Genomic DNA, 7,225 nt, shown 5'->3' on the forward strand with positions numbered 1-7,225 from the left:
CCGCCTCACCCCGAGATCCGGATCGTGTCGGAGCTGCCGTACAGGGCCGTCGCGACGAGCAGACAGACGACCATGACGGCGACCAGCGAGGCCCGGACGGCCTTGCCAACCGCCTCGCCGACGCCGACCGGCCCGCCCTTCGCGGTGTACCCGTAGTAGGTGTGGATCAGGATCACGACGATCGCGATCCCGACCGCCTGGACCAGGGCGTACAAGATGTCCTCGGGCTGCATGAAGGTGTCGAAATAGTGGCCGTACGTGCCATCCGACAACCCGTAGAACATGATGAACGGCAGCTTCCACGCGAGCCAGCCGCCGACCATCGCCATGGCGTAGATGGGAATGATCGTGATCATGCCCGCGGCGACGCGGGTGCTCACCAGGTACGGGAGGGATCGCACACTCATCACCTCGAGCGCATCGATCTCCTCGCTGATCCGCATGGCGCCGAGCTGTGCCGTGAACCCGGTGCCGACGGTGGCCGCGAGCGCGGCGCCACCGATGATCGGGACCAACAGCCGGGGCACGATGATGGCCCCCGAGAAACCGGCGAAGGCCTCGAGGGAGAGGTTCTTGAGGCCGTAGTAGGCCTGGACGCCGCCGTTGAGGCCGGCGAAGAACGTGATGAAGAAGGTGATCACGGAGGAGCCGCCGATCACCGCCAGGGCGCCGTTGCTCATCCCGACCTCGGCGATCAGCCTGATCTGCTCCCGCTTGTAGCTCTTGAGTGCCTTCGGTACCCACCGGACCGCCTCGCCATAGAAGCTGGCCTGGCGGCCCAGGTCGTCCAGGGCCTTGAACGGCGCCCCCACTCCGCGCTTGAGCGCCTCACCGGTGCGCGTTGCGACGTTCGCCATCAGACCTCCCTCTCGCTCGTCTCGTGGATCACTTGCTCACGAACCCGAGCGTGTAGGACAGCTGGGTGAACAAGGTGTTGACCGGGAACAGGGCCAGGAAGACGTAGACCACGGTCTCGTTGACTGCGTTGCCGACGCCCTTCGGCCCACCCGACGTGGTGAGCCCGCGGTAGGAGCCGATCATGGCGCCCAGCCAGCCGTAGATGCAGGCGCGGACGGTCGCCGACACGAGGCTGTCGTTGCCCACCAGCACGTTCATCGTGTCGATGAAGGCACCGGGACTCGCTCCCTGCAGGAACACGGAGTAGAAGAAGCCGCCCCCGATCCCGATCAGGATCAGCAGCGCGTTGAGGAAGATCGACATCGTCGCGGCGGCCAGCACCCGGGGCACGACCAGACGATGGATCGGGTCGATGCCCAGCACCTCCATCGCGTCGATCTCCTCGCGGATGCGCCGTGCGCCCAGGTCCGCCGAGATCGCCGTGGCGACGGCGCCGGCGATGATGAAGGTCGTGGCGATCGGGCCGATCTGCGTCACCGTGGCGAAGGCGGAGCCGGTCCCGGCCAGGTCGATCGCGCCGAGCTCGGTGAGCACCTGGTTGAACTGGAAGGTCACCAGGGCGACAAAGGGGATGCCCAGCAGAATCGTCGGGCCCACCGCCACGCTCGTGACGAACCAGCACTGCTGGACGTACTCCCGCCACTGGAAGGGCGGCTTGAACGTGGCGACGACGGTGTCCGCCGCCATCGCCAGGAATCCGCCGATGGGCTTGGCGATCCTCTCCGCGCGGGACGGCACATGACCACGAGGGATGGGCTTCGGCCGAGCGTCACTCTGTTCGGCGACCATCAGACCTCCAGAATCGTCGAGCTGCACTCGACGCCCCTGGAGGGTGATACATGGCCGCTCGACCATCTGGGCCGGTCACCGAGGTGAAGCCTGGTCACGACGCCTCCTTTGGCGTGGAGCACGGACAGGGACACGTCGTCGTGACGAAAGCCGCGCGAGTGTCGCTCGACACGCTCAACGAGCCGTCAACACGCGAGTTACGCGCTGGTCGTGACGCGATCGGGCTGGTTTGCGCGGACACGGAGCGCAGTCGGCCGTGCGGTTGCGACACGCGACTCCGGCAAGCTCTACGAAGCGTCGGGCGTGGCGCTCACGAGCATAAACTAGATGACGCGACTATTTGCGACCAGAGCAACTCTCAGGTGCCGTCCGAGGATCCTCGCGATCACAGCAACTCGTTCGGGCGTTCGGGACACGCTCACCGGTCACTAAGGGCGATGGTCAGTCGCGAGGCTTCAGACGGTGCTCGGCTTCGCCCAGACCGTCGAGCAGGAGAGTTGCGAACGCGCGTCCCACGTCCGCGCCGCTGTGCTGCTGTCCCGGCCGGAACCAGCGGTGCGACCAGTTCACCATCCCGAAGAGCCCGTTGACCACGAGCTCGACCGGGATGTCGCTGCGGAACTCGCCGTCCCGGATCCCGTGCTCGACGATGCCCCGAACCTGGCTCTGCACCTCTCGCACCCGGGCCGTCAGCCGCTCTGCCCACTCGGACTTCTCCTGCCACGTCGCCTTCAGGTTCTCCTGGATGAAGACGTACGGGTACGGGAAGTGGGACTCGTAGACCTCCATGAGGTGGTCCGCGAGGTTCCGGAGCTTCTCCCGCGCGGTCGCGTCCGACCGCGCGATCTCGCGGACCCCCGACACCATCTCGTCGACGGACTCGTCGACGACGCCACGGAGCAGCTCCTGCTTCCCGGCGAAGTAGTAGTAGAGCGTCGCCCGGTCCGATCCCAGCTCCCGTGCGACATCGTGCAGGGTGGCGGCCTGGTAGCCCTTGCGCTGGAAGACGACTGCGGCGGCGTCGAGAACCTCCCGCCGCTTGGTGACGTACTCCTCGCCGCCGGCCTCCTGTGCGGCGCGCCGCCGGCGTCCGATCTCTCCGCCCGCGCGGTCCTCGGCTCTCCCGCTCGTGGCTGCCCCCTCGATCCGACGCCGCGCCCCCACGGCCCTGTGTCGAGCGGGTCGGAAGGTACCAGCCGGTCCAGCTGATCAGTCGTCATACCAAGCGACCCACCCCAGCCGTGACTATGTCCCGCAATTCGTCACGGCCGCGCTCGTCGAGCTGCCGCTCCCGAGGCCTTCGGTCCCTACCACATCGTCGCTCGAGCACCTTAGAGGTCCACGACTTGGAAGACCTCCTGGCCCGCGACGCGCCCGGCTTCCTCCCGGTCGGGTCTGTCAGCAAGATCGTGTGTGAGGCGGTGATCCGGCAGGCTGGAGCGGCAGCTCCGGCCGGGAAGGATCATCGTTGACCGAGATCGGCACGACGGGCGAGTCGGCCGTCGAGCAGGCAGGCCCGTCGGCACCGCCGGCGGGCCTGGACGTCCAACTGGCCCACGAGCTGATCGAGAAGGCCCGCCAGCCCGGCGTGTCACTGGTCGGCCCGAACGGGCTGTTGGCCGGGGTGACCCGGACGGTGCTGCAGACTGAACCGCCCCGGCGTGTCCGGAGGGCTATCGGTTTGAGCGCTGTGACTCCGGTTGACGTGCTCGTTGACGGTAGTGGGCCGTCTCCAGTTCGGTGGGCGGGATGTCCCCGGGCGGCGCTGTGGAGTCGTCGGTGGTGAACCGGTCGACGTACTCGAGGGTGGCGATCTCGACCTGCTCGACGCTGCGCCAGGGCCCTCTCGGTTTGATCAGCTCGGTCTTGAACAGCCCGATGGTTGACTCGGCCAGGGCGTTGTCATCGGCGTCGCCGACCGTCCCGACCGACGGTGCGGCCCGGCGACGGCGAGACGCTCGGCGTAGGCGATGGACGTGTATTGGGCGGACTCAACTGGTCGTCGCAACACCTAGACGAGTAAGTCCGAACTCGATCAGTGGTCGTAGGCGATCAGGGATCGGGTGACGGGCTGGCCGGTGGCGCGGTTGTGCCAGATCGCGGCGGTGAGTGCGAGCAGGCGCTGGGCGACGCGGGCACCGACGCCGGCGGTGCTGCGCCCGCCGTGCAACTCCAGGTCGAGCTGGCCCTTGAGGGTGTCGTTGACCGACTCGATGAGCTGGCGGATCGGTTTGAGCAGGTGCTCTCCGGGGCGCGGGGTGCGGTTGCGGTAGGACGGGCGCAGCAGCGTCACCCCGCGCTCGGACAGGTAGCGGTCGAGCTCGGCGGAGACGTAGCCCTTGTCGGCGATGATGGTCAGCCCGGGCCGGTCGCCGGTGAGGGTGGGGTCGTGGTCCAGGATGGCCATCAGGACCTGGCGTTCGTCGAGTTTCGGGTCGGCCAGCGCCCAGGTGATCGGCAGCCCGGCCGGGGTGGCGACCAGGTGCAGGCGCAGCCCCCAGAAGAACCGCGAGTGGCTGGCGCAGTAGCCGTAGCCGGCCCAGCCGGCCAGGTTCGACCGCTTCACCGTCGGGCGCGAGCGGGCGCACTCCACCGGGGTGGAGTCCACCACCCAGACCGGGTCGGTCCACAGGTCGGTGTCGGTGGCCAGCACCCGGATCAGGCGCTTGAGCAGCGGCACCGCCGCCCGCAGGCGCTTGTTGTAGCCGGACTGGCCGGGCAGGTACGGAAACGCGCCGGGCAGGTGCCGGGGCACGAACCGCAGCCAGCGGGCCTCCGAGCGGACCCCGAGCAGGACCTGGGCCACGGCGAGGGTGAGCAACTCGGCGTCGGAGAGCCTGGGCGGTCTACCCGTGCGGGTGCGACGGCCCAGATGGTCGTCGATCTTGACGTAGAGTGCGGTCAGGAGGGTGTTCAGGTCGGTCGTCACAAACTGATCTTGAACACCCTCCGCCCACGTCTACGGCCGCCCCGACGTTAGGAATTACTCGTCTAGTCGTGGAGGTGTGATGGGCAGGCCAGCTGGGTGGATGCGGGAGCTGACGGGCAGGTCCCCAATGAAGTCGCCGGGGAAGCCCTCGCATCGCCGGGACGTGCAGCGATTGTTCTGGCGTGAGATCGCCAAGGGGCGGAACCGGCTCATCGCCTTCAACCCGTGCGAGGACGTGAAGGTCCAGAAACGGCGGCGCCGGGACACCGACGAACAGGTCATCGAACGCGCGACGTTCCGTCGCCGTCTGCTTCCCGCCGTCCCCCACGCTCACCGGGGCCTCGTGGCCGTGGCGGGCGGGTGCGGCCTGCGCTGGGGTGAGGCCGTCGGGCTCTGCACGGACGCGCTCGACCTCGACCGGGCCCGGTTGCGCGTGATCCGGACCGTGATCGAGGTCGCCGGCCACACGTCGTTCAAGCCCTACCCGAAGTCCAACGCCGGACGCCGCAGCGTGCCGCTGCCCGCCTGGCTGGTGACGATCCTTCGCCAGCATCTGGACCGCTACCCGCCCGGTGCGGCGGACCTCGTGTTCGCGAACCAGGTCGGCGGCGCGCTGCGACGCACACTGTTCCGGGCCCGCGTCTGGCGACCCGCGCTCGTCCGCGCCGGGCTACTCGGAACGATCACCCCCGCCGACGCCGGGTACGTGGCGGCCTGGACCGCTAACAACGGCCAGCGGCACCGGCAGGCCTTCAAGACGGAGGCCGCAGCGGTCAAGCACGTCGCCCGCAGCCACGACGGCGGGCTGCGCTTCCACGACCTGCGCCACTCCTACGCCACGTGGCTCGTCGACGACGGGGTCCCGCCGAAACATGGTGCAGCGTGTGATGGGTCACGAGCGCTCGTCGACGACGCTAGACCTCTACACGCGACGCACCGAAGACTCCTCGCGCATCCTGCGGGCGCTCGACGACGAGAACCCGGACGACGACACAGGCGACGCGCTCGTGCCCGCGTGATGCCCTTCTGCTGCCTCTCGGGGCGCTACAACGACGAACGGCCTGGTCGGTTGGCTCGGAATGAGCCTCTGACCAGGCCGTTCGGCGGTGGGCGATACTGGGATCGAACCAGTGACCTCTTCGGTGTGAACAAGCCGGACTGCGTCGCACCGGCGTCGACCGGTCGCAGGAATCGGTTCCTGACCAGCAAGGATCGCGAGACGACGTCTCAATCATCGCGTCCGCTCTCCCCGCCTCGCACAAGACTGCGCGGGTCACTGGCTACCGATCTGGCTACCAGTCCGTAACCACCGACGACGCCCTCGCCGGACCCACATTGTCAACCTAAGGCTGACAAATAGAAGCGTCAATGTATCAACGACTTGAGGGCAGTGCCCCCGGGGAGCGCTGGCAGCGACGCCACAAACGTCTCCGTGTCCTCCGCGTCTTCGCATCCCGGCGAGGTGTGGTCCAGCACGGCTGCGACCGACGGGGCGTCCAGACCTCCGCGGCACGCACGCCCAGTCCGCCTCCTCGGCGAACCGCTCCCTCTCAACGAGTCCTTCTGCGTCCTGCCGCGCAGAACATGCCCGCTCTGGAGCTTCCGGGCATCGACGACACATGCCAGTCTTCGCCGAGAATGTCCTGCGCGCAGTAGGTCTTCCCCGAGCACGCTGACCGGAGTGAACCTCCGGAATCGGAGAGGCGGACCTTGCCGGTGACCGCGACTGCGGCGCTGCAGAGAGCTGCCTCCGCCTCACCGCCGCCAATCTCACCCGCATCCAAGCCCGCACCGATCACCTTGTGTGGCAAAAGCGACAAATTGGTCGCAGCAGAATGATCCCATGAGACGAAGACAGAAGGGGCATACTTGATTCGAAACCGAATCTACGAAACGCCAGAAGCGAGTCTTTCACCTCAACGGCACAGGTCCTGCGGACTGGGTGTGCCCGGTCCGGGTGTCAGCGGGCGAGGAGGCGGTTGAGGGCGGGGGCGACGTCGCGGTGGGTGTGCACCGGGGCGAGGCGGCCGTGGCCGAGGCGGGCGAGGTCGTGGGCGAGCGGGGTGTCGTGTTCGCCGTCGGTCTGCAGCAGCACGTGCAGCTCACCGAACCGGCGGGCCAGGGGGCGCGGGTCCGGGCCGGCGTTGTGCACGGCGTCGGTGAGCAGGATCGCGGTGCGCCGCCGCGCCGCCGAACGGCCCAGCTCGGCGTGGGCCACGGTGAGCCCGAACCCCACGTTGGTCAGGCCGCGGGCCGGGATGCGCAGCAGCTGGTCGAGCAGCCGCGCGGCGGGCACCCGGGCCTGCAGCGGTTTGAGCAGCGCGGCATCGGACCAGAACGCCACCAGCGCGAGCTGGTCGCCGGTGCCGGCCCCGCCCAGGTCCGCGGACAGCGCGGCGACGGTGGCCGCGGCGATCTTGACTTTCTCCCCGCGCATCGACCCGGACACGTCGACGATGAGAACCGCGGCCCGCCGGGAACGCATCCGTTCCCGGACCACGATGTCGGTGTCCTCGGGCACCGGACGTTCGGTGAGCACCTCGATCGTGCGGTCCAGGTCGATGTCGTCGGAGCGGTACCGGTAGGGCA

General features: G+C 68.5%; 6 protein-coding genes and 1 pseudogene. 1 reads left to right on the forward strand and 6 read right to left on the reverse strand.

All coding sequences use genetic code 11. The features are described from left to right. Window positions 1-5: 5 nt before the first annotated feature. The 5 genes and pseudogenes from HF526_RS13290 to HF526_RS13310 form a co-directional block, all read right to left on the reverse strand. Window positions 6-857 (reverse strand): ABC transporter permease, encoded by an 852-nt coding sequence (locus HF526_RS13290; protein ID WP_169381715.1) that lies wholly within the window; start codon window positions 855-857, stop codon window positions 6-8. A 28-nt stretch (window positions 858-885) separates the two neighbouring features. After that, window positions 886-1,605, reverse strand: a complete 720-nt coding sequence (locus HF526_RS13295; protein ID WP_239028629.1) for an MlaE family ABC transporter permease — start codon at window positions 1,603-1,605, stop codon at window positions 886-888. A gap of 543 nt (window positions 1,606-2,148) precedes the next feature. Next, the gene (locus HF526_RS36915) at window positions 2,149-2,871 is read right to left on the reverse strand and encodes a TetR/AcrR family transcriptional regulator (protein WP_169381717.1); all 723 of its coding nucleotides are present in this window, start codon (window positions 2,869-2,871) and stop codon (window positions 2,149-2,151) included. Window positions 2,872-3,380: 509 nt separating this feature from the next. Further along, window positions 3,381-3,694: pseudogene (locus HF526_RS13305) on the reverse strand (IS3-like element IS987 family transposase); the annotation flags it as partial. Between the two features lie 48 nt (window positions 3,695-3,742). Continuing rightward, window positions 3,743-4,636 (reverse strand): IS982 family transposase, encoded by an 894-nt coding sequence (locus HF526_RS13310; protein ID WP_169381718.1) that lies wholly within the window; start codon window positions 4,634-4,636, stop codon window positions 3,743-3,745. Between the two features lie 343 nt (window positions 4,637-4,979). Between HF526_RS13310 and HF526_RS13315 the strand changes: the two genes are divergently transcribed. After that, window positions 4,980-5,942 carry a tyrosine-type recombinase/integrase gene (locus HF526_RS13315; protein ID WP_420821615.1) on the forward strand — a complete coding sequence of 321 codons (963 nt, stop codon included), beginning with the start codon at window positions 4,980-4,982 and terminating at the stop codon, window positions 5,940-5,942. A 654-nt stretch (window positions 5,943-6,596) separates the two neighbouring features. On the opposite strand, the gene HF526_RS13320 is transcribed toward HF526_RS13315, so the two are convergent. Next, window positions 6,597-7,225, reverse strand: a 629-nt coding sequence (locus HF526_RS13320; RefSeq protein WP_239028630.1) for a vWA domain-containing protein, incomplete at its 5' end; no start/stop codon positions are given.

This window comes from Pseudonocardia acidicola (genome assembly GCF_012911935.1).
GTDB lineage: Bacteria > Actinomycetota > Actinomycetes > Mycobacteriales > Pseudonocardiaceae > Pseudonocardia > Pseudonocardia acidicola.

Excerpts from the sequence above, each read along its gene's own strand:
- HF526_RS13290 (WP_169381715.1), bottom strand. The coding sequence starts at position 857 with ATGGCGAACGTCGCAACGCGCACCGGTGAGGCGCTCAAGCGCGGAGTG.
- HF526_RS13295 (WP_239028629.1), bottom strand. The coding sequence starts at position 1,605 with ATGGCGGCGGACACCGTCGTCGCCACGTTCAAGCCGCCCTTCCAGTGG.